The following is a 421-nucleotide window of genomic DNA, read 5'->3' as shown; positions in this document are numbered from 1 at the left end:
TTCAGGCCATCGCGCAGCCATTGGCCGCTGCCGAGTTGTAGGATCAAGGCCTTGTCCAGGCCGCGTGGGCTGCGGTAGTCGATGTCTTCCAGGCAGGCGTTGTGGCGCAGTCGCGCGGCTTTCAGGCGAGTCGTCAGACGTGCGTCTTCGCGCTCGGTCATCTCGCGGTCGACCATCAGGCCAAGGCGCTCGTCGAAGCTGAGATCGTTGATGTCAGGCGTTGCATGTTGCTCGTTTAGCGCTTTGATCATGCCGTGCAGGCGCAAGGTTTGCAGCTTGTCGAGCGTTGGATTCGGTAGCATTTCGAAGCTCCTTTTTCAGGTCAGTGGTAGTAGCCAGGGCCGCGCAGGTTGATGTGCTCGTCGGGCAGCAGCGGCAGGTTTTGCTGGGCGAGTGGTAGTTTTTCCAGCCCTTGGCGCAG

General features: G+C 60.6%; 1 protein-coding gene. It reads right to left on the bottom strand.

Going from position 1 to position 421, the window contains the following annotated elements; all coding sequences use genetic code 11:
- Nucleotides 1–302: ATP-binding protein (locus DW49_RS0127875; protein WP_024421560.1), on the bottom strand; the 302-nt coding region annotated here is incomplete at its 3' end.
- Between the last annotated feature and the right edge of the window lie 119 nt (nt 303–421).

This window comes from Pseudomonas avellanae BPIC 631, from assembly GCF_000444135.1.
GTDB lineage: Bacteria > Pseudomonadota > Gammaproteobacteria > Pseudomonadales > Pseudomonadaceae > Aquipseudomonas > Aquipseudomonas avellanae.
This window is presented reverse-complemented; position numbering and strand designations above follow the sequence as displayed.